16 protein-coding genes are annotated in these 19719 nt (G+C 64.3%); 12 read left to right on the top strand and 4 right to left on the bottom strand.

Features of this window, described 5'->3' with window-relative positions; all coding sequences use genetic code 11:
- Positions 1-33: 33 nt before the first annotated feature.
- From FJQ54_RS03440 to FJQ54_RS03415, 6 genes are all read left to right on the top strand, one after another.
- Positions 34-840 (top strand): restriction endonuclease, encoded by an 807-nt coding sequence (locus FJQ54_RS03440; RefSeq protein ID WP_037251215.1) that lies wholly within the window; start codon positions 34-36, stop codon positions 838-840.
- 15 nt (positions 841-855) lie between these two features.
- Complete coding sequence (locus tag FJQ54_RS03435) at positions 856-1635, top strand: Hachiman antiphage defense system protein HamA (protein WP_027297292.1); 780 nt, start codon at positions 856-858, stop codon at positions 1633-1635.
- Positions 1619-5137 carry a DEAD/DEAH box helicase gene (locus FJQ54_RS03430; protein WP_140926880.1) on the top strand — a complete coding sequence of 1173 codons (3519 nt, stop codon included), beginning with the start codon at positions 1619-1621 and terminating at the stop codon, positions 5135-5137. The genes FJQ54_RS03435 and FJQ54_RS03430 overlap by 17 nt, the downstream gene beginning before the upstream one ends.
- 184 nt (positions 5138-5321) lie before the next feature.
- Positions 5322-6047, top strand: a complete 726-nt coding sequence (locus FJQ54_RS03425; RefSeq protein ID WP_207790345.1) for an ImuA family protein — start codon at positions 5322-5324, stop codon at positions 6045-6047.
- Complete coding sequence (locus FJQ54_RS03420) at positions 5962-7482, top strand: Y-family DNA polymerase (protein WP_140926878.1); 1521 nt, start codon at positions 5962-5964, stop codon at positions 7480-7482. The genes FJQ54_RS03425 and FJQ54_RS03420 overlap by 86 nt, the downstream gene beginning before the upstream one ends.
- A complete protein-coding gene (locus tag FJQ54_RS03415) occupies positions 7479-10751 on the top strand; it encodes an error-prone DNA polymerase (protein WP_027297289.1) in 3273 nt (1090 codons plus the stop codon). Before FJQ54_RS03420 ends, FJQ54_RS03415 begins: the two co-directional genes overlap by 4 nt.
- Before the next feature lie 22 nt (positions 10752-10773).
- Here the strand turns inward: FJQ54_RS03415 and FJQ54_RS03410 are convergent, their stop codons facing one another.
- From FJQ54_RS03410 to FJQ54_RS03395, 4 genes are all read right to left on the bottom strand, one after another.
- Positions 10774-11478 carry a hypothetical protein gene (locus FJQ54_RS03410; RefSeq protein WP_027297288.1) on the bottom strand — a complete coding sequence of 235 codons (705 nt, stop codon included), beginning with the start codon at positions 11476-11478 and terminating at the stop codon, positions 10774-10776.
- Positions 11478-12344 (bottom strand): GIY-YIG nuclease family protein, encoded by an 867-nt coding sequence (locus FJQ54_RS03405; protein ID WP_027297287.1) that lies wholly within the window; start codon positions 12342-12344, stop codon positions 11478-11480. Before FJQ54_RS03405 ends, FJQ54_RS03410 begins: the two co-directional genes overlap by 1 nt.
- Before the next feature lie 3 nt (positions 12345-12347).
- Positions 12348-12788 (bottom strand): hypothetical protein, encoded by a 441-nt coding sequence (locus FJQ54_RS03400; RefSeq protein WP_083532078.1) that lies wholly within the window; start codon positions 12786-12788, stop codon positions 12348-12350.
- A 137-nt stretch (positions 12789-12925) separates the two neighbouring features.
- Positions 12926-14821, bottom strand: a complete 1896-nt coding sequence (locus FJQ54_RS03395; RefSeq protein WP_235890295.1) for a bifunctional diguanylate cyclase/phosphodiesterase — start codon at positions 14819-14821, stop codon at positions 12926-12928.
- A gap of 239 nt (positions 14822-15060) precedes the next feature.
- Between FJQ54_RS03395 and FJQ54_RS03390 the strand changes: the two genes are divergently transcribed.
- The 6 genes from FJQ54_RS03390 (at position 15061) to FJQ54_RS03365 (ending at position 19531) form a co-directional block, all read left to right on the top strand.
- Positions 15061-16020: an ArdC family protein gene (locus FJQ54_RS03390; RefSeq protein ID WP_072492859.1), complete on the top strand. Its 960-nt coding sequence runs from the start codon at positions 15061-15063 to the stop codon at positions 16018-16020.
- Entirely contained in the window at positions 16017-16346 is a 330-nt protein-coding gene (locus FJQ54_RS03385) for a DUF5983 family protein (RefSeq protein ID WP_027297049.1), read from the top strand. The genes FJQ54_RS03390 and FJQ54_RS03385 overlap by 4 nt, the downstream gene beginning before the upstream one ends.
- A 77-nt stretch (positions 16347-16423) precedes the next feature.
- Complete coding sequence (locus tag FJQ54_RS03380) at positions 16424-18550, top strand: ParB/RepB/Spo0J family partition protein (RefSeq protein WP_027297050.1); 2127 nt, start codon at positions 16424-16426, stop codon at positions 18548-18550.
- A gap of 59 nt (positions 18551-18609) precedes the next feature.
- Positions 18610-18828 (top strand): hypothetical protein, encoded by a 219-nt coding sequence (locus FJQ54_RS03375; RefSeq protein ID WP_027297051.1) that lies wholly within the window; start codon positions 18610-18612, stop codon positions 18826-18828.
- A 68-nt stretch (positions 18829-18896) separates the two neighbouring features.
- On the top strand, positions 18897-19310 hold the full coding sequence (locus FJQ54_RS03370; RefSeq protein ID WP_027297052.1) for a hypothetical protein: 414 nt from the start codon (positions 18897-18899) through the stop codon (positions 19308-19310).
- The gene (locus FJQ54_RS03365; protein WP_027297053.1) at positions 19307-19531 is read left to right on the top strand and encodes a DUF6117 family protein; all 225 of its coding nucleotides are present in this window, start codon (positions 19307-19309) and stop codon (positions 19529-19531) included. The genes FJQ54_RS03370 and FJQ54_RS03365 overlap by 4 nt, the downstream gene beginning before the upstream one ends.
- The last annotated feature ends 188 nt before the right edge of the window (positions 19532-19719 follow it).

Raw genomic sequence — 19719 nt, 5'->3', positions numbered from 1 at the left:
GACCTCGTCGACTTCGTCCGGGGTCCCGGCTTCGTGCTGGATTTCTCCGATCCCAGCTTCTCGGACTTCTTTGCCTCAGAGCTCAAGGTCAACATAGACGATCCGAAATACTCGGCCAATGGAGGGTCAAAGGGCAAGCGCCTGCGCTATTTCTTGCAGACCTGCGACGATTCGACAGCCGTCCGCGCCTTGACCGCGCTCTGGGAGCATCGCTCCGAATATCTTGCCCGGTCGGGCGGAGCTGACCCCGTCGCGAATGCGGAGGCGCGGTATCAGGGACTGATAAACCGCCTTTCTGGCGGCGCCTCACCCCAACGTCCTGCGGCGAGCCCTTCGCCTCCCCCTGTCGATCGGCAAGCGGTCGCGAAGATTAAGTCCGACCTCCTTCGCGTCACCACGCTCGCACCTCATGCGCGCGGCTATGCCTTCGAAGGATTCCTGAAAGGCCTGTTCGACGCCTTTGGCCTCGCGGCCCAAGAGCCTTTTCGGCTGCGGGGAGAGCAGATCGACGGGAGCTTCCAACTCGGAAGCGAGACCTACCTTGTCGAGGCAAAGTGGCACGGCCAGCCGATGGGCGTCGCCGAGCTGCACACCTTCCATGGCAAGATCGAGCAAAAGGCCGCCTGGACCCGCGGCCTGTTCGTCAGCAACAGCGGCTTCACTGAAGAGGGCCTTTCGGCCTTCGGGCGCGGCAAGCGCGTCATCTGCATGGACGGGCTCGATCTCTACGAGATGCTCGACCGTGAACTCCCACTCACCCAAGTTCTCGAACGCAAGGTGCGCCGTGCCGCTGAAACCGGCTCGCCGTTCATGCGCGTCCGCGACCTCTTTCCTCAATGACCGGGAGGGACGAGGATGGCGCAGTTCAATGACTGGTGCGTCTCTGTCGATGGGCCGGTAGGGACACACCATCGCCGGGTGATGACCGGACAGGCGGCGAGCCTCGCCACCGGCATTCAAGCGACTGCCGCCATCGTACCCGCGCACTACGCCTCGGAAGAACAATTGGCGCGCGCGCTCGCCAGGCTCGGCAAGCCCGCGGCTGCGGCGCTGATCGAAGGCAAACTGCCGACGACCAAGCAAATCCGGTCTGGCGACCTTGGCGAGATCTACGCGACCGAATGGATCGACGCGCATAGCGGCGGCTACCGAGCTCCGATCAAGCGCCTGCGTTGGAAGGACCATCGCAACATGGCGATGCGCGGCGACGACGTGATCGGAATCCTGCAGGACGCCCAGTCGCAGCGCCTGCATTTCCTAAAGACCGAAGCGAAGAGCCGTGCCACGCTCACCGGCCAGGTCCTGACCGACGCGCGTGCTGGCCTAGACAAGGACGGCGGACTGCCTTCGGCGCACGCCCTGTCCTTTATCTCGGCCCGCTTGCTTGAACTCGATAATCTGCCGCTGGCGGATGCGATCGACGACGCGCTACTCAAGCACGGTATTCCGCCGCAGAGCGTCAAGCATTTGCTATTCACATTTTCCGGCAACGCGCCCGAGGCGCTGCTGACCGCTTCCCTTCAAGCCTATCCCGGCGCCATCAACCAATGGGGCATTGGGCTATACATCGACGGGCACGCCGCCTTCATCGGCGCGGTTTATGATCGAGTGATCGCCGATGCCAACAACCCCTGAAGCGATCGCGGCCGACATCGCCGAAGCGGCGACCGCCGGCTTCCGGGGGCGGCTGATCGCACGCGGCCAGGCCCGCGCGATCATCTGGCGCGATGGCACTCTTCCGGCCGACGCACCGGCCTTCGCGCCCCAACTGAGCTACGATCTTCATTCTTACGCTTATGCCTTGCTGGGCCTTGGCTTGCGCCTTCGCGACTTTGGCGGCGACGCTGCCCAGGCGCGCACCGCCTTCGAGCAGGCGGCCACGGCGCTTGAAGCCGTGATGGCCAAGGGCGACCGCCAGGAGGTCGATCGCGACTTCCATTTCGTCATGGCCGCTGGGGCCTATCACCTCGCCCATCTGTCGGCACGCGCATATTCGCTGCTCGCCATCGTCGAGACCGACGAGAACTTTTCGCCGGTCGAGCGGGCCCTCGCGCAGTTGATGCGCCGCAATTTCGGCGCCCTGCGCTCCAGCGTCCTCGACTATCGCGCCTCCGGCCAAGGCAGCGACGCACGCATCGCCGCAGACATCCAAGCTCAGCTCGATCAGGCCGAAGCCGTTGCCGCCCCGCCCGAGGACGGCAACGACTTCCTTTTCGACGGTCTCGATATCGCGCTCACCGATGCCTTCATGGCCGCCATGTCGCTCTTCCTGCTCGCTCTCGAACGGGGCGAGCGGCCGCTGATCGACCAAGCGCTCGAACGGCTTCGCACCAGCCTCGCGATCTGCAGCGAGATGAACATGCTGCCGCAATGGTGGGCGCATCGCGTCGCGATCCACCTCCTCTCGGATCTCTGGTCAAGCACCTTTCACGAGAGGGTTCCGCTTCAGCCGGCCGGTGGTGCCGCAGCCGACTGGCAGCCGCTGCGCGAGCTGTTCATCGCATTACTGCAGCGTCGCCCGAAAGCGGAAATCGACCTCTGGCCGTCGCAGACGGAGGCGGCCGCTCGGGCGGCCGACCAGTCCGACGACCTGGTCGTGTCGCTGCCGACAAGCGCCGGCAAGACCCGCATCGCCGAACTCTGCATTCTAAGGTGCCTAGCGGGCGGCAAGCGGGTGGTCTTCGTCACCCCGCTGCGCGCGCTGTCGGCACAGACCGAGACCACGTTGCAGCGGACCTTCGGCCCGCTCGGCAAGACCATCTCGGCCCTATATGGCAGCATCGGCGTCAGCGGCTTCGACGAGGACGCCATCCGCGAGCGCAACATCGTGGTCGCGACGCCGGAGAAGCTCGACTTCGCCCTGCGCAACGACCCCTCGCTCCTTGACGATGTCGGTCTGCTGGTCTTCGACGAAGGGCATATGATCGGCCCCAACGAGCGTGAGGTCCGTTACGAGGTACAGATCCAGCGGCTTCTTCGTCGCCCGGACGCGCAGGAGCGACGGATCGTCTGCCTTTCGGCGATCCTGCCAGATGGCGACCAGCTCGACGACTTTGCCGCCTGGTTGCGGCGCGATCACCCGGGCGGGCTGATCAAGAACGATTGGCGGCCGACCCGGCTGCGGTTCGGTGAAGTGGTTTGGACGTCTCCAACGGCGCGGCTCAACCTGCGGGTTGGCGACGAGCGGCCCTGGGTCCAGCGGTTTCTCACCGGTGCGGCCCCACCCAACTGGATTCCGCCGAAGCGCCGGCGCACCCGTCTCTTTCCCGACGACCAGCGCGAACTCTGCCTTGCGACGGCCTGGCGGCTAGTCGATGATGGTCAGACGGTCCTGATCTTCTGCCCCGAGCGGCGCAGCGTCGAGCCGTTTGCGGACGTCATCGTCGATTTGCATGAGCGCGGCGCCCTGCGCTCTTTGCTCGAGGCCGACCCGAACCTTCTGAACACGGCGATTGCGCTTGGTGAGGAATGGCTGGGCGCCGATAGCGCAATCCTGAAATGCCTTCGCCTCGGTGTCGCCCTTCACCATGGCGCACTCCCCACCGCCTATCGAAAGGAGGTCGAGCGCCTGCTACGCGAGAATGTTCTCAAGGTCACGATCTCATCTCCGACCTTGGCGCAGGGCCTCAACCTCTCCGCCACCGCCGTCGTCATGTATTCCCTTCACCGGGCTGGCGAGCGCATTGAGATCAGCGAGTTCAAGAACGTCATCGGCCGCGCGGGCCGCGCTTATGTCGATGTCGAGGGCATCGTTCTCTTCCCCATGTTCGACGAGATCGCCAAGAAGCGGCGCAACTGGGAAGCCCTCATCACCGACCTCGGCGCGCGCGAGATGGAAAGCGGCCTCGTGCGGCTTGTCGCGATGCTGTTGACGCGAATGCGCTCGCGCATCGGCGGCGACCTCAATCAGCTGGTCGAGTACGTCGTCAACAACGCGGCCGCCTGGACTTTCCCGGAAGTCGCAAACGAGAAGCCCGAAGAACGCGAACGCGCGCTCGCCGATTGGGAACGACATGTCGCAACGCTCGATACGGCGATCTTGAGCCTCATCGGGGAAAACGACATTCCCGATGAGGGCATCGAGACGGCCCTCGACGACATCCTCCAATCCTCACTGTGGCACCGCCGTCTGCAGCGCCAGGACCTGCAGGTTCGACAGGTGCTGAAGGCCGGCCTCGTGTCCCGCAGCCGACTCATTTGGAGTCAGTCGACGGCCGCCGGACGACGCGGCTACTTCCTCGCGGGGGTTGGGCTGACGACAGGCCATGCGCTCGATGTCATCGCCGCCGACGCCAATCTTCTCCTGATCCAAGCTAATGGCGCGATCCTCGAAGGAGACACCGAGGGGGCGATCACTGCGATCGCCGGCCTCGCCGAACGGGTTTTCGCCTTCTATCCCTTCACCCCCGATCCCCTGCCGGCGAACTGGCGCGACATCCTGCGCGCATGGCTGCTTGGCCAACCGCTCGCGGCGCTGGGCGCAGCGCAGGCCTCTGAGACCCTGCAATTTGTAGAGGGCGGCCTCGTCTATCGCCTGCCTTGGGCGATGGAGGCGATCCGCGTTCGGGCGGCCGCCAACGGCGACACGGTCGGCGTTTTCGATCTTCTACTGGAGGATCACGAACTTGGCGCAGCAGTTCCTGCGGTGGAGACCGGCACGCTCAATCGGTCAGCCTCGATCCTGATCCAAGCCGGCTTCAACTCGCGGCTTGCCGCGATCAAGGCAGTCACCGACACCGCAGCGACCTTCACGACGGGACAGGAGCTGCGGGAATGGCTCAATTCGGACGCCGTCGCCGCCTGGAGCGCTCTGCCCGACTGGCCTACCGCAGAGACGAAGGCGATCTGGACGGAGTTCACAAACAGCTTCATGCCCGCTGACAACCGCACCTGGGCTGATCGGCGTTATTGGGCGTCGGTTAACTGGCTTGGAGCGCCGCCGCCTCCGGGCACACCGGTCCAAGTTCATTACTGGGGCGGGCAACCCCGCGTACTTTCTGCCGACGCCGCGCCGCTTGGCACCCTCCAGGCTGCGCTTAATCCAGACCGGATCGGTTTGCTCCGGGCTGTGGTAGCCACGGATGTCAGCAAGATCGACATCGCCTATCTAGGACCGGCGGATATCTCGCCGCCGTAGCGGTCCACGTCTTTTTCACCGGACCGGCTACGCGCGTCCTCTTTCAAGATTGGCTAAAACTCTTCCTGTCCAGAAAACCGGCTTGACTCTCACACGCGCAAGATAGAACAAATAGAGAACATGATGACGAACCCTTATCCGGAGGTCAACTGGAAGCGTGCGGCCCGAACCCGCCATAGAGTCTTTGCGCGCGCAGATCGAGAAGATCGAAGGCCGGAGTCGGCGCGCCAAATCGGTTCTCCCGTTTGGGATTGCCGACGTCGACTCACGACTCCCCGGTGGCGGGTTGGCGCTTGGCGCGCTGCATGAGATTGCAGGCGGTGGGAATGGCGCGGTCGATGGTGCTGCAGCAGCCTTGTTCAGCGCGGGCGTCGCGGCTCGAACCAAGGGCAAGATCCTCTGGTGTATCACCCGTCCGGACCTGTTCGCGCCGGCGATCGCCCAGGCAGGTCTTGCGTCCGATCGCGTAATCTATCTCGAAGCCGGCGATGACAAGACCGTGCTGGCCTGCATGGAGGAAGGGTTGCGCCATGGTGGTCTAGGGGCGGTTCTCGGTGAGGTGGCCCGGCTTTCCATGACAGCCTCGCGCCGCCTGCAGTTGGCAGCCGAGGGCAGCGGATCGATCGGTATCGCGCTGCGGCGTTGGCGACGACAGACCGAAGCCACTGATTTCGGCCAACCCACCGCCGCGATGACACGCTGGCGCGTGTCTATGGTGCCATCGACACCTCTGCCTGTTCCGGGCGTAGGGCGTGCCCGCTGGCTGGTCGAACTGATCCGCGCACGCGCGGGCGAGAGTGCAGATTTCGAGTTGGAGGCGTGCGATGACACGGGTCGTCTCGCTCTTCCTGCCGAGCTGGTCCACCGACCGGCTTCGGCGGAAGGCTGGCGACGCGGCGCCTCCGGCTGAGGCGCCGCTCGTCCTGATTGGCCGGGAAGGAAACAGGCGGGTGGTGCTGGCGGCGAATGCTGCTGCCGTGGCCGCCGGCCTTCGCCCCGGCATACCTGTGACCAAGGCTCAGGTCCTGGTGCCAGACCTCATCGTGCAAGATGCCGAGCCGGCAGCCGATGTGGAGGCACTTGATCGGCTCGCCACCTGGCTCCTGCGCTACGCGCCTGTCGTGGCCCCTGATCCTCCAGACGGGATCATCATCGACTCGACCGGAGCCGATCACCTTCACGGCGGCGAAGCTGTCATGCTGGAGGGCCTGATCGGTAGGCTGGCCATGTCCGGTATCGCCGCTCGCGGTGCGATCGCCGACAGCTGGGGCGCGGCCCACGCCTTGGCCCGGTTTGCAGCCCGCGCGACGATAATCGCTCCTGAACGTCATGATGCATCGCTGTTGGAACCGCTTCCGCTGGCCGCGCTGCGCATCGACGCTTCGATAGTCGCGGCGCTGCGGACGCTTGGCTTTGAAACCATCGGAGATATCCTCGCGCAGCCGCGCGCGCCGCTCACCCTGCGCTTCGGTCCAGCGATCGGCCGCCGTATCGATCAGGCGCTTGGCGATCTGTCAGAGCCGATCGATCCGATTCGACCCGCCGACCTGATCGAAGTGCGCAGGTCGTTCGCGGAACCGATTGGCGCGGCGGAGACCATCGCCCGCTACATCGCCAAGCTCGTCGATCAGCTCTGCGACCGCCTCGAGGCAGCGGGTCTCGGCGCACGACGCCTCGACCTTATCTGCCACCGTGTCGACAGTCGCTCACAGGCGGTCCGGGTTGGAATGGCAACGCCGGTCCGGGATGCAAAGCGCCTGACGCGCCTCCTATGCGACAAGATTGAGACGATCGAGCCCGGCTTCGGAATCGAGGTGATGACGCTTGCGGCCAGCGTCGCTGAGCCGATCGAGCGTCGGCAGACCGTCAGTTCGTTGATCGAGGAGAGTGTGCCGGACGTCTCGGACCTGATCGATACGCTTATGAACCGGGTGGGTGAGCAGGCGCTCTATCGGCTGGCGCCGGTTGCGAGCGACGTTCCGGAACGCTCCGTTGGCCGCATTCCGGCGATGGCCGCCGATACGGGCGCAGCATGGCCCGGCCATTGGCCGCGGCCCTCGCGTCTGCTGGCCCATCCGGAGCAGGTCGAGACTGTAGCGCTCTTGCCTGATCATCCGCCCGTTTCATTCACCTGGCGCGGCGTGCGTCGCCGACTCCGCCGGGGTGATGGACCGGAGCGCGTGTTCGGAGAGTGGTGGAAACGCGACGCCGAATTGGTCGCCGTCCGAGACTATTTTCGGGTCGAGGACGACGCCGGCGAACGCTACTGGCTTTATCGTGCCGGTGACGGCGAAGACACGGCGACGGGGTCGCACCGCTGGTTCATCCACGGGGTCTTCGGATGAGCTCACCTCGCTACGTCGAACTGCAGGTCACCTCACACTTCAGCTTCCTGCGCGGCGCGTCCTCCTGCGAGGAACTGTTTGCGCAAGCGGCCTTGGCTGGGATCGAGGCCGTCGCCATCGTCGATCGGAATTCGCTCGCCGGCGTCGTCCGTGCTCATGAAGCGGCCAAGACGACCGGCGTTCGCCTGATTGTCGGTTGCCGGCTCGACCTCGCTGACGGGACATCCGTGCTGGTCTATCCGACGGATCGACCCGCTTATTCGCGCCTCTGCCGTCTTCTGTCCCTCGGCAAAAAGCGAGGGGGCAAGGCCCGGTGCGTCCTCGAATGGCCTGATCTCGTCGCGTATGGCGAAGGCCTGATCGTCACGCTCGTACCCGACTTGGCGGATGACGAGTGCGCGTTCCGGCTGCGGCGATTGCGGGACGCTTTCGGCGACAGAGTCTATCTCGCGCTCACCTTGCGCCGCCGGCCAAACGATCAGCTCCGACTGCATGAGCTTTCGAACATGGCCACACAGATGCGCGTGCCCACCGTGGTGACGAACGACGTCCTCTTCCACGAGCCGGCCCGGCGGATCCTGCAGGACGTGGTCACGTGCATCCGTCACAACGTCACGATCGATACGCTTGGCGATCGGCGAGAGCGACATGCCGATCGCTACATCAAGCCGCCGGACGAAATGCATCGTCTGTTCAACCGCTATCCCGAGGCCCTTGCCCGGACGCTGCAGATCGCGGACCGCTGCCGCTTCAGCCTCGACGAACTTGCATACCAGTATCCGGAAGAGCGAGACGATCCCGCGCTTACGCCCCAGCAGACATTGTCAAAGCTCACCTGGGAGGGGGCCGCTGAACGGTATCCCGAGGGCGTACCCGAAAGCGTGACCGCCGCCCTCCAGCATGAGTTGCGGTTGATCGAGAAACTGGAATACGCGCCTTATTTCCTCACCGTGAACTCCATCGTTCGCTTCGCGCGGTCAAAGGACATTCTGTGTCAGGGTCGCGGATCGGCCGCCAACTCCGCCGTCTGTTACGTTCTTGGCATCACCTCGATCGATCCGGGCCGCAACGACCTGCTGTTCGAGAGATTCATCTCCGAGGAACGGCGCGAGCCGCCCGACATCGACGTCGATTTCGAGCATGAGAGGCGCGAGATCGTCATGCAGTGGGTGTTCGAGACCTATGGCCGAGAGCATGCAGCGTTGTGCTCGACCGTCATCCGGTATCGCACCAAGGGCGCGCTGAGGGACGTCGGCAAGGCGCTCGGCCTGCCCGAAGACCTGATCGGCACTCTGTCGTCGCAGGTCTGGGCTTGGTCGGAAGAAGGCGTCGAGAAGCGTCACGTCGAGGAGTTGAACCTCAACCTCGCCGATCGGCGCCTTCGGATGACGCTCGACCTTGCCCGGCAGCTGATGGGCGCTCCCCGCCATCTCAGCCAGCACCCTGGCGGCTTCGTGCTCACCCATGACCGCCTCGACGATCTCGTGCCGATCGAGCCCGCGTCGATGGTCGATCGCCAGGTCATCGAATGGGACAAGGACGATATCGACGCTCTCAAGTTCATGAAGGTCGACGTCCTGGCGCTCGGCATGTTGACCTGCATGAAGAAGGGCCTCGATCTGCTCGCCGAGCACAAGGGCGTAAACCTCGATCTGGCGACCATCCCGGCGGAGGATCCTCGCACCTATGCGATGATCCGGAAGGCCGATACGCTCGGCACCTTCCAGATCGAAAGCCGCGCGCAGATGTCCATGCTGCCGCGCTTGAAACCGCGTACCTATTATGACCTCGTCGTTCAGGTCGCCATCGTCCGGCCTGGGCCGATCCAAGGCGACATGGTTCACCCCTATCTTCGGCGCCGGGAGGGGCTAGAGCCTGTCCACTATCCGAAGCCGGAGCTCGAAAAGGTCCTGGGAAAGACCCTCGGCGTTCCCCTGTTCCAGGAGCAGGCGATGCGCGTCGCAATCGAATGCGCCGGGTTCACGCCCGGGGAAGCCGACATGCTGCGCAAGTCGATGGCGACCTTCAAGTTCACCGGGGGTGTATCGCATTTCCGGGACAAGCTGATCGCCGGCATGGTGGCCAATGGCTACGACGCTGCCTTCGCCGAGCAGACCTTCAAGCAACTCGAAGGCTTCGGCTCTTACGGCTTTCCGGAAAGCCACGCAGCCTCTTTTGCGCTTATCGCCTACGCGTCGGCCTGGCTGAAGTGCTGGCACCCCGACGTTTTCTGCGCAGCGCTCCTGAACAGCCAGCCCATGGGGTTCTACGCGCCGGCCCAGATCGTGCGTGATGCGCGAGATCATGGCATCGAGGTGCGACCGGTGTGCGCCAATGCGTCCCGTTGGGACTGCACGCTCGAGCCGATCGATGATGACGGCCGATTTGCTGTTCGGCTCGGTCTGCGCATGGTCAAGGGTCTGGCGAACGCCCATGGCGCAGCGATCGTCGCTGCCCGGGCGGGACATCCCTTCATGTCGGTGGACGATCTCTGGCGCCGAGCTGGCGTGCCCGTGGGCGCGTTGACGCACATCGCTGAGGCAGACGGTTTCCGGCCGCCCTTTGGTCTTGCTCGTCGGGAAGCGCTCTGGGCGATCAAAGCCCTTCGGGATGAGCCATTGCCGCTCTTTGCTGCGGCCTCGGCCCGCGAAACGGAAATCGTGCCCGAGATTGCCGAACCGGCCATCGTCCTCCGACCCATGACGGCCGGTGGCGATGTCGTCGAAGACTACCGCCACGTCAGCCTCTCTCTACGGGATCACCCCGTATCCTTCCTAAGGCACGACCTGCGGCGACGCCGAATGGTCACCTGCCTCGAAGCTATGGAGGCGCGTGACGGCCGGTGGCTCGAAGCGGCCGGCATCGTGCTGGTCCGACAGCGGCCAGGGTCTGCTAAGGGCGTCATGTTCATAACGCTAGAAGACGAAAGCGGCATTGCGAACCTCGTGATCTGGCCAAAGGTCTTCGAGCAGAACCGTCGCACGATCCTGTCCGCGGGTATGATCGCGGTGCGCGGTCGCGTTCAGCGCGAGGGTGAAGTGGTCCATCTCGTCGCCCAGCGGCTCACGGACCTCTCCGCCGATCTGGCGAGCGTCGGCGATCGAGAGACCGCCTTCCCGTTACCGCATGGTCGCGGCGACGAGTTTCACCATGGCTCGCCGACGCCCGATCCACGTGGCTTGCCGCCCCGGACCGTTCGGCCGCGCGACATTTTCATCCCAGACCTCCATCTGGACACGATCAAGGTGAGGACGAGAGACTTTCGTTGAGCGCAGACTTGGCACTGAGTCGTCAATCTCTGGCCTTCGCGGCCACCGTCCGAGCTCGCCACTCCCATACGGCTTCGTCGTTCCGATGCACCCAGTCAGCCAACTTCTCCACCTCGTCGATGGCCGCCATCAGCTTTTCCCGACTGACTTCGATCGTGAGGCGTCGCCATCCCCCCAGGTCCTCCTCGTCGACAGGCTCTGCGGGATTCGTGAAGAACGGGTTCGGATGCTTCTCGACCGTTCGTTCATTGTGCGTGGTTTGGAACGAGACGAAATCCTGGCCATGGGCGAAGTCGTTACGGGCCAGGATCACCTGTTCGATGACGTCGAACCTGACGGGGCACATGCTGAACGTCTCGCCCATCACATGCTCGATGATCTGGCGATAGGCCTCGACCTTCCCTAGTTTGAACAAGGCTACACGTTCTTTCGGGTCAACAAAGGCGATGCCGATCTCGCGCTCAAGCTCGGCGAAGTAGAGGCTCAACGTATCGACGAGCAGCGATACCGCGACCATCCCGACCAGTTCGCGAGTTTGGTCCGCCTGCATCCATTCGGCGAGGAACGGTGGCTCCGGGTCGTCGGTTTCCGGATTGAAGTAAGGTGGCTCCCATGGCCGGACCTCTTCCTCGATATCCCGCTTCAACTGCTCGAAGGGCACGCGGCCTTTGTCATAGAACAGCCGGATGATGTCGGTGCGTTGCCGCATCCAGTAGGACAGATCCATCAGTCCTCCTGGACGATGTCGAGAAAGGCGCGAGCCCAAACCGATTGCAAATCGGCTTGGGCGCAATGCACGCGCTCAAAGCCCTTGCGCTTCGCATCCAGCAACGTGAGGACGCGTTGCTCCATCTTGTAGGCGGCTTCGCGGTTCTTCATCCGCTGTCGGAATTTCACAGTCCATTGCTCCAGTCCGCCGAGTTCAATGGGAATGTGCTGATTTACGGCGGCGCAGCGTTCGTCGATGTCGTCGGCCCACCCGATCTTCCAAACGTTGCGGCTGCCAAACTGCAATGCATAAGCCCAGGCCTCGCCGTCCGTGCCTGAGCGATCGACGTTATAGCTGGCATCGGTGGGGCGCGGACCGGTGGTGTTCCTAAGCGCGTCATTCAGGCGCCGCATCCGTGCGAGAACCGGCAGCGGGGGCAAATCGATCTCAACGGCGTTCAGTGCGAGGACAGCGGCGACATCGGCTGGATCGTCGATCTCCTCCACGCCTGCGGTTGCAACCATCGTCAGTTGTCGAGACAACAGCTGGGTCAAGACTGGCGCGGGTTCGAACTGCCAGACGCGAGTGGTCGCGACGGCATGCGGAAACTTGAAGTTGCCGGCAGCGTCGAAGTCCCTCGGATCGAGCGCCTCGCGCTCGACGAGATCGAGCGTGCGCAAGGGCTCGAATCCTATCTCAGCCATCCCCAGGATGCGGCCCTGATGCTCCGGTGCGGTCCGCTCCGTCTGTGTTCCCACGAACACCAGCCGGTCGCCGCGCTTTGCCAGGGTCAGCAGCCGCCCGAGATTGCCTTTGACGCCGAAGGTCGCAAGAGGCAGCCGCGCGAAGCCAAAACCCCATACTCTCGTGGCGAAGAGCTTCATTCGCTATTCCGCCACTGCCGCCGAGCGGATTTTACGCAGCGTCCCGGTGGTCGGCACCCTTACAGCAAACCAGTCAGTCGTCATGGCGTCTGCTTGTTCCTGCTGCCACGTCCGCCCCCGGCGCGTGACGACATGATCTCCGGGTGCGTTGAGCCGGTCATTGATGACGATGCAGTTCAGCGCCGGCAGGTCATTGGCCACACAAATGTCGCCGACCACTCCAAGTTGCCGGTTGAGCGTGATACCGGCCCGGCGATCCATCCCCATGGCCTCGGCAAGATCGCCGTAGGTGATGACGGTCGGGCGACGCGGATTGCGCGCGGACGACATGACTGTAGACACCAGGATCAGCCAGACCTGCTGAGCCCTTACGTGAACGGAATCTCCGGTCTTGAAGTAGCGAAGGGGTGGGGCAACATCATCGGGCATCGTGCGCTCCTGCATTGATCGTGCAAATTTGCACGCTGGAGGCGGCATTGCAAGAGTCGTGTCGTTTCGATCGACCAAGACGGCGAGAGCTCGCCGCAACCCTCTTTTCAGGAGTTACGCTTCCGCGGGAATAAGTGTTTCTGGCGCGCCTCTTACGCCACCGAAGTACGGCGCTTCGAAACGCGCCCATTCGGACGAGACAATGGTCGATCGGCATAGAGAGGAGACGTTCCGGCGCCGGACGCTGCATGCCGGTAGAGCAACGTGCCCGTCGCATCGCGATCGGCGGGGTATGCGAATGCGTAGCCCTGACCAAGCCCACAGCCCATCGCCCAAAGCTGACTCGCCTGAACCTCGGTCTCGATGCCGACTGCGACCACTGCGACGCCGAGACGGCGGGCGATCTCGATTAACCCTTCCACGATGATGGTGCTCGGATCGTCAGGCCACAGCCGGGCGACGAATGCCCGGTCGATCTTGATGATATCGACCGGCACATTCACCAGATGCGTCAGCGAGGCGTAGCCCGTGCCGAAGTCGTCGAGGGCGACGCGCACCCCGGCCGCACGCAACACCTCGATCTCCCGCGCTACGACGCGATCATTCCGCCCGAGATAGACGTCCTCGCTTATCTCCAACACGATCTTGTTCAGCCCGATGCCGGCTTTTGAGAAGGTCTCGGAGACCTTCTTGGCGAGGCTGCCTGTGTAGAAATCCGCTGTCGACACGTTCAGGCTGACCTGCTCGACGAGCAGTCCCGCGTTTTGCCAATGACCTATGTCGGCAGCGACAATCGCCATCATGCGGGCCGTCAACTCGGAGGCGACATGAGCGTCAGTCGTTGCTTCCTGGAAAGAGCCGGCAGGAAGAAGATCGCCGCTTCGCGATCGCAGTCGGCACAGGGCTTCGAGCCCCACGATGAGGCCGGTGTCCAGCCTCAGGATCGGCTGGTAGTGCGCCTCGATACGATTTTCGGCCAAGGCTTCCGAGACATCACGGATCGCGGCGCGCCGGCTCGTAATCCGCGAGCCGATGCCAGGCCAGTAGCGAACGAAGCCGCCACGGCCTGTCTCCTTCGCATGGTAGAGCGCAAAATCGGCCGCTTCTCCGACGCTCGTCGCCGTGCGTTCGGTCTTGCTCAATGTCGCGCCGCCGATGGTCGCGCGAGGTACGACGGTGTGTCCGTCGCAGTCCGCCGCCACCTCAAGCTCGTCGAATACGCGTTCGGCCGCAGCATTCAGGTCGGCGACATTTGCCGGCTGTTGGAGGATGACCGCGAATTCGTCGCCTCCTATCCGATAGGTGACGTCCGGCGCCATCGCGCGAGCGATACGCGCCGACGCGGCACGGATCAGAGCGTCACCCGCCAGATGCCCGAACGTGTCGTTGACGATCTTGAGGTTGTCGAGGTCGATGATGAACAGTGCCCACGACCCGACATCGTCGCAGCGAAGCTGGGCCATCGCGCCGTTATAGGCTGCCCTGTTGGCCAGACCGGTCAGTGCATCGACATTCGCTCGACGATCCCGATCGAGCGTACTCTCGTGTCTGCGGAAGGCTGTCTCGCAGAGCTCCACGCAGGCTTCAGCCACCTCTCGCTCGACATCCGCGACCTGACGCGCGCCGTGAAAATAGAGGTTCATCACCGCTAGAGTATCGCCCGCTGCCCCAAGCACAGGCAGTGACCAACACGCCGATACGCCAAGTCCATGAATGATCGCCGCACTAGGGGAGGCGCGAGGGTCGGACGCGAGTTCCTCCAGGAGCACTGGCTTGCGCGAAGACGCGGCTCGCCCGGGTGCATCGGTGTCGGGCCCGATCGCAACCCCGTCATGCGCCTGGCTATAGGCTTCCGGGAAGCTCGGTGCCGCTAACGGTCGCATGACGCCGGTTCGATCGATGGCGAACACCGAACAGAGCACACCGGGCCATGTCTTTTCGACCCGCAAGCAAAGTTGCCGCATCGTGTCGAAGAGCGGCTCACCGTTCGCGATCATCCGTAGAATTTCGTTCTGAAAGCGCAGCAACGACGGGTCACCCAGGAACACACTTCGCCAACGCTGATGGTAATCGCAGTTTGCTTAACGGCTGACCTCTGAACACGATAAACATTTCATTATCCTACGAGGGGGGAAGGCCTTCCCCTGCGGCCGAGCCCAAGGTCTCTGCCGACCCCTTCTGCGGGGAGACCCCGCAACGCCCCCTGAGAGTGAGAGTGCGGACCGGATTGCCGTGACGGGTTTAGGGCTGGGAGAGAGGCTTCCGGCGCCCGTCGCGGAGATCTGAGATGTCCAGACGAACTGCTTCGCCACGCCCAGGCCAAGACCGTGCCAGCCTTTACGACGAGATCACTGACAAGATCGTCGCCGAGTTGGAGGCCGGTCGCGTGCCTTGGGTCCAACCGTGGGGAACGACGGCCGCGAAGGCCCCGCTTGCCATGCCGAAAAACGCTTCCACCGGCCGGCACTATTCGGGCATCAACATCCTGATCCTTTGGGGCGCAGTGGTCGAACACGGCTTTCCGGGTCAAAGCTGGCTCACCTTCCGTCAAGCACTCTCGCTCGGCGGCAATGTCCGCAAGGGCGCGCGCGGTACGACCGTCGTATATGCGGACCGCTTCACGCCAGAAGGCGAGAAGCGCCGCGCCCGCGAGAGCGGTGAGGACGCGCAGGCGATCCCGTTCCTCAAGCGCTTCACCGTCTTCAACGCAGCCCAGTGCGAGGGCCTGCCGGAGGACGTCACGGTCAATGCGCCCCCGCCGCCGCAGGAGATGATCGAACCACAGGTCGAAGCGCTGATCCGCGCCTCAGGCATAGACTTTCGCATCGCCGGTGATCGGGCGTTCTACGTGCCTGCGCTCGACTATGTGCAGGTCCCTCCGCCACAAGCCTATTTCGAGCCGATCAACTGGCACCGCACGGCCCTGCATGAACTCGGACACGCGACTGGTCACTCGAGCCGAGTGGGCCGCGACCTGACCGGCGGCTTCGGCACCAAGAAATACGCGTTCGAGGAATTGGTCGCCGAAATGAACGCGGCCTTCTGCTGCGCTTCACTCGGCATCGTGCCCACCGTCCGCCACGCCGACTATATCGGCTCGTGGCTGCAGGTCCTGCGCGAGGACAACCGCGCCATCGTTCGGGCCGCAAGTCAGGCGAGCAAGGCGGCCGATTGGCTGCTGGCGCATGCGCCTGAGGCCGCTGCCCGCGACGTTACCGCCGATGAGCTTGAAAGGAGGGCGGCATGAGCATGATCTCGTACCCGCTCCGGGTCTTCTTCGATTGCTCGACCGCTCACCTCTCGGAAGCGTCGAGCACCTATTTGAATGTTCACGCCGATCAGGGCGATGAGCTTGTCGCGGCGACACCCTACGGCTGGTTCATCTGGGTCGGAGAAGGCGACCGCGATAATCTCCCCACCGATCTGGTGGGGATCACCGAATACGCGCGGCGCCTCGGCGCGGAATACATCCTGTTCGACCGGGATGCGCCTGAGGATGAGGCGCTTGCCAGATTCCTTGGTCGCGCCGATGCCCTTCCGGGGTCTCGCCGGGCGCGCCCAGGAGGAGAGTGAGAGGGAGGACGGGTTTTTCGTGACGGGTTGGAGGTCGAGAGAGAGTCTCTTGGCCGCCCGTCGCGGAGTACATCCCGATGGCTGTTGCAGCTCAAAAGATCGTCCTGTCGCCCTCGCGCGACATCCCCTTCAACAAGCTGGTCCTGAGTCAGTCGAACGTCCGGCGCATCAAGGCTGGTGTCTCGATCGAGGACCTGGCGGCCTCGATCGCCCGGCGCGGCCTGATCCAGAGCATCAGCGTTTTCCCGGTCGTCGATGCCGAAGGCAACGAGACCGGCATGTTCGAGGTCCCAGCCGGCGGACGCCGGTTCCGTGCGCTGGAGCTGCTGGTGAAGCAGAAGCGCCTCGCCAAGGTGTCGCCGGTGCCGTGCGTGGTGCGCGAGCGCGACAGCGCGATCCTCGCGGAAGAAGTCTCGCTCGCCGAGAATATCGAGCGCGCGCCGCTCCATCCCCTCGACCAGTTTCGCGCCTTTCAGGACATGCGCGACAAGGGCATGACCGAGGAGGAGATCGCCGCGGCCTTCTTCGTGCAGGCCCAAGTCGTCAAGCAGCGGCTGCGGCTTGCTTCGGCGTCGCCAGCGCTGCTCGAGGTTTATGCCGAAGACGGCATGACGCTGGAGCAGCTCATGGCCTTCACCGTGTCGGGCGACCACGCCCGTCAGCAGCAGGTCTGGGACGCGATCAAGGACGCCTGGTCGAAGGAGCCTTACCAGATCAGGCGCATGCTGACCGAGACAACCGTTCGCGCCGCGGACAAGCGCGCGGTTTTCGTAGGAATCGAGACCTATGAACAGGCGGGAGGCATCGTCATGCGCGATCTCTTCCAGTCCGATGATGGCGGCTGGCTGCAGGACGCGAGCCTGCTCGACCGCCTGGTCGCCGAAAAGCTCAAGGCCACCGCCGAGTCGATCGCCGCCGAAGGCTGGAAGTGGATCGAGGTCGCGGTCAGCTTTCCCTACGACACGACGCGCGGCCTGCGGGAATTGCAGGGCGAGCCGCTCGACCTTTCGGCCGAGGAACAGGCGACCATCGAGGCGCTCAATGCCGAGTATCAGAAGCTCGAAGCCGAGTATGAAGGCGCCGACGAACTGCCGGACGAGGTAGACCAGCGCCTCAGCGAGATCGAGACGGCGCTCGCAGCCTTCGAGACCCGGCCGATGCGCTACGAGGCGGACGACATCCCGCGCGCGGGCGTCTTCATCAGCGTCGCCCATGACGGCAGCCTCGCCATCGACCGTGGCTACGTGCGGGCGGAGGATGAAGCACCGATCGATCCAGAGGTCGAGAACGGCGTGGACGCCGACGGCGATTTGGCCGAGCCGTCGGTGCAGAGGGCGGTCATCACCATCGGCGGCCAGCCTGCCGAGCCCGAGGACGACGAGGATGACGGCATCATCAAGCCGCTGCCGGAGCGCCTGGTGATCGAGCTGACGGCCTATCGCACGCTCGCGCTGCGCAACGCCGTCGCGGAGAACCCGCACGTCGCTATGACGGCGCTCCTCCACAAGCTCGTCTCGGACACCTTCATGACCCGCATGTATACGGGCGCCATGGAAGCCGGGGTGAAGCACGTCTTCTTCCCGGCCCAGGACGATGCGCTGAAGGACAGCTCGTCCGCCCGTGCGGTGCAGGACCGCCACGCCGCCTGGGCTGGCGATATCCCGAAGGACGATGCAGCCTTGTGGGACTGGCTCGCCGACCTGGATGAGCCCAGCCGCATGGCTCTCCTCGCGCATTGCGTCAGCTATGGCGTGAACGCGCTCTATGAGCGGCCGAACCCGCATAGTGGCAGCGGTGTATGCCAGCATACCCTCGACATGAGGCTTTCGCAGGCCGACCGCCTGACGAAGGCGACAGGCCTCGATCTGGTCGAGGCCGGCTGGCGACCGACCTTCGGCAACTACCTCAACCGGGTGACCAAGCCCCGCATCTTGCAGGCTGTCCGCGAGGGCGCCGGCGAGCAAGCCGCACAACTCATCGACCATCTGAAGAAGGGCGACATGGCGAAGGAGGCCGAGCGCCTGCTGGCGGACACCGGCTGGCTGCCGGAGCCGCTGCGCGTGGTCGCCGAGGGTGAGGTGTCGACGGCGGAAACCCAGACCGGAGGCGAGGATGATGGGGCGGCGTTGCCCGACTTTCTCGCGAGCGATGACGAGGAGGCCGCCGGCGAAGACGATGAACGCCACCTCGTCGCGGCCGAATGATCGCTCTGGCGGGGCGGCTTTGGCCGCTCCGTCTATTCCCCCAATCGAGGAGCTACGCCATGTCGCAATCCAGCCCGGCGCCCCGGCGCGTCGTCTTCCAGTATCTCGTTCCCGTGCATGTCGAGGTCGAGGACGGGCTAGTTGCCTGCGTCACCGTCATCGATGAGACGCCAGTCCGCGATCCCACCATCGTCGAAGGCGATCCCGCCTATCTCGGCGAGGCAGTGCAGGCCGCCGACGACGGTCAAGACTGGCCGTCCTGGCGGTTCGGCTACTAGCCGGACAGTCTTTCGATCCCTCCCAAGCCCGGCCCAGCGCCGGGCTTTTTTCGTTTCAGGAGTCCGCCATGACCGATTTTCTCACCCGCTTTTCCTGCCTGCTCGACGTCGGCACTGCCGCCAACGCGACGCGCGCCTTCGACATCTACACCACGCTGATGGCCGAAAACTCCCGCGAGGATCCCCCGGCCGAGCCGTTCCTGCTCACCCTTTCGCCCGAATTCGGATCGGCTCGCCTGTGGCTGCGCGATCCTGGCAGCGCTGACCAGCAACTGGTGATCACCTTCGTTACCCGCTGCGCCGCGGCCTTCGGCCTGACCGGACATTGGGGCTTCCAGTGGGCGAATATTGCCTCGGACCCCGTAATCGACGGCTTTTCTGGCGGCGCCCATCTGCTCGATCTTTCGACCGGCCGGACGCTCGAATGGATCAGCACCGGACGCTGGCTCGCCGATCGACTTCCTCAGGGAGCCGCGCGATGAGCATTCCCGACCATGCCCGTGCCAATTTCGAGACGCTGGTGTACGCCGCGACCAGCGGCGACCTGGCGCTAATTGAATGCACCGAGATCGCAACGGGCGAGGTTCGCTACGTCATCTGCGCCGTTGGACGTGACGACGGCGACTACGTTTTTACGCCCTTCGGCCATCTGGCCGACGGCAACCCCTGCGAGCTCTACCGTCCACCCGATGCCTCGCCCTGACGCGGGCGCTCGGGCGGATCCGCGACAATAGTGCGATCCTTCGCCGGGAACGGCGCATCGCCCGCCGGCACGCGCAACTGCCGAAGACGTGCTTCCCGCAAGCCGGAGCGATGGTCGCTGACCGCGTCAGAGTGAGAGGTCGGCCGGGACGGGGTTGAGCCCGTCCGGTCGAGAGAGAGCGCCGGGCC

The organism is Sandaracinobacter neustonicus (assembly GCF_006385875.1).
Classification (GTDB): domain Bacteria; phylum Pseudomonadota; class Alphaproteobacteria; order Sphingomonadales; family Sphingomonadaceae; genus Sandaracinobacteroides; species Sandaracinobacteroides neustonicus.
Note: the sequence above shows the minus strand (reverse complement) of the source record. Positions and strands in the feature narration are given on the sequence as shown.

Excerpts from the sequence above, each read along its gene's own strand:
- FJQ54_RS03400 (WP_083532078.1), bottom strand. The coding sequence starts at position 12,788 with ATGCAGGAGCGCACGATGCCCGATGATGTTGCCCCACCCCTTCGCTAC.
- FJQ54_RS03365 (WP_027297053.1), top strand. The coding sequence starts at position 19,307 with ATGAGCATTCCCGACCATGCCCGTGCCAATTTCGAGACGCTGGTGTAC.
- FJQ54_RS03405 (WP_027297287.1), bottom strand. The coding sequence starts at position 12,344 with ATGAAGCTCTTCGCCACGAGAGTATGGGGTTTTGGCTTCGCGCGGCTG.
- FJQ54_RS03410 (WP_027297288.1), bottom strand. The coding sequence starts at position 11,478 with ATGGATCTGTCCTACTGGATGCGGCAACGCACCGACATCATCCGGCTG.
- FJQ54_RS03390 (WP_072492859.1), top strand. The coding sequence starts at position 15,061 with ATGTCCAGACGAACTGCTTCGCCACGCCCAGGCCAAGACCGTGCCAGC.
- FJQ54_RS03385 (WP_027297049.1), top strand. The coding sequence starts at position 16,017 with ATGAGCATGATCTCGTACCCGCTCCGGGTCTTCTTCGATTGCTCGACC.
- FJQ54_RS03375 (WP_027297051.1), top strand. The coding sequence starts at position 18,610 with ATGTCGCAATCCAGCCCGGCGCCCCGGCGCGTCGTCTTCCAGTATCTC.
- FJQ54_RS03435 (WP_027297292.1), top strand. The coding sequence starts at position 856 with ATGGCGCAGTTCAATGACTGGTGCGTCTCTGTCGATGGGCCGGTAGGG.
- FJQ54_RS03380 (WP_027297050.1), top strand. The coding sequence starts at position 16,424 with ATGGCTGTTGCAGCTCAAAAGATCGTCCTGTCGCCCTCGCGCGACATC.
- FJQ54_RS03370 (WP_027297052.1), top strand. The coding sequence starts at position 18,897 with ATGACCGATTTTCTCACCCGCTTTTCCTGCCTGCTCGACGTCGGCACT.
- FJQ54_RS03415 (WP_027297289.1), top strand. The coding sequence starts at position 7,479 with ATGAGCTCACCTCGCTACGTCGAACTGCAGGTCACCTCACACTTCAGC.
- FJQ54_RS03420 (WP_140926878.1), top strand. The coding sequence starts at position 5,962 with ATGACACGGGTCGTCTCGCTCTTCCTGCCGAGCTGGTCCACCGACCGG.
- FJQ54_RS03430 (WP_140926880.1), top strand. The coding sequence starts at position 1,619 with ATGCCAACAACCCCTGAAGCGATCGCGGCCGACATCGCCGAAGCGGCG.